This is a genomic window from Acidovorax sp. HMWF018 (assembly GCF_003061035.1).
In the GTDB taxonomy this organism is placed as follows: Bacteria; Pseudomonadota; Gammaproteobacteria; order Burkholderiales; family Burkholderiaceae_C; genus Acidovorax; species Acidovorax delafieldii.
Window position 1 is genome coordinate 1 of the sequence record NZ_QAIM01000610.1, and the last position, 1,004, is coordinate 1,004.

At 59.7% G+C, this 1,004-nt stretch carries 1 protein-coding gene and 1 pseudogene; one reads left to right on the plus strand and one right to left on the minus strand.

The window, feature by feature from the left end:
- Positions 1–282: diguanylate cyclase domain-containing protein (locus DBR23_RS25955; RefSeq protein WP_146191453.1), on the plus strand; the 282-nt coding region annotated here is incomplete at its 5' end.
- A 15-nt stretch (positions 283–297) separates the two neighbouring features.
- Here DBR23_RS25955 and DBR23_RS25960 read toward each other — a convergent pair.
- A pseudogene (locus DBR23_RS25960) lies at positions 298–912 on the minus strand (MFS transporter); the annotation flags it as partial.
- Between the last annotated feature and the right edge of the window lie 92 nt (positions 913–1,004).

Sequence of the window (1,004 nt, forward strand, 5' to 3'; positions counted from 1 at the left end):
CCGGCCTGCGCAGCCCGCATTGGTGGTGACGAGTTCACGGTGTTGTTGCCGGGCACGGATGAGCGCGGAGCCATGGCTTTGCAGGAACGCATTTTGTCGATGCTCGAACTCAACAACCAGTTCTACCCTGGCCAGCATCTCAGCCTGGCGATGGGGATTGCCTGTTGCCAGTCTGGAGATGCGGTAGAAGCAGCGATCCATCGCGCAGACCAGGCGATGTATGCGGAGAAGAACCGCTATTACCAGCAAAAAAACGTGGACCGGCGGCAACCCAGTCCTTGATCAGTCGGGTATTGATCAGAGGTGGACCGGCGTACGCCCGATCTCGGGCCAGCGATGGTGCAGACAGATCCAGGACAGCATGCCAATGCACAACATCAGGAGTGATGACAGCGCCAGCAAAACGGTAGAGTGCATCACCAGCGGAGCGATGACGCCTGCCACCAGGCCATTGGCCGAAGAGCCGACAAACGCCTGCATGGATGAGGCCATGCCTCGGCGCTCCGGGTAGAGGTCCAGCACCAGCAGCGTCACCACCGGCACCATCAGTGCCCAGCCAAAAGAGAAGACCGCAATGGGCGCCAGAGCCCACCAGGCGTGGGGAGTGAACAGCAGATTGGCGACCAGGTTCAACACAGCCACCGAAAACATGATGACAAATCCGTGGCGGATCTGGCGCTTGGGCGGGATACGCCCTGCCAGCCGTCCACTGAGCCACGCACCGCCCATGATCCCCGAGATGGTCAGGACAAAAAACCAGAAAAACTGCGTAGGCGCCAGCGACAGGTGATCGCCAAGAAATGCTGGGGCCGAGAGAACGTACAGGAACATGCCATTGAAGGGCACGCCACTGGCCAGCGCCAGCAGCACAAAGCGCGCACTGGTGCCCAACTGCACGTAGCCGCGCATTAGGGCAACGCTGATTAAGGTCCACCATTGAGAGGGGTCAAACGTTATCCGCAGATGAAGCAGCAGACCTTGGCAATGGCCGCAGATCAAGACAA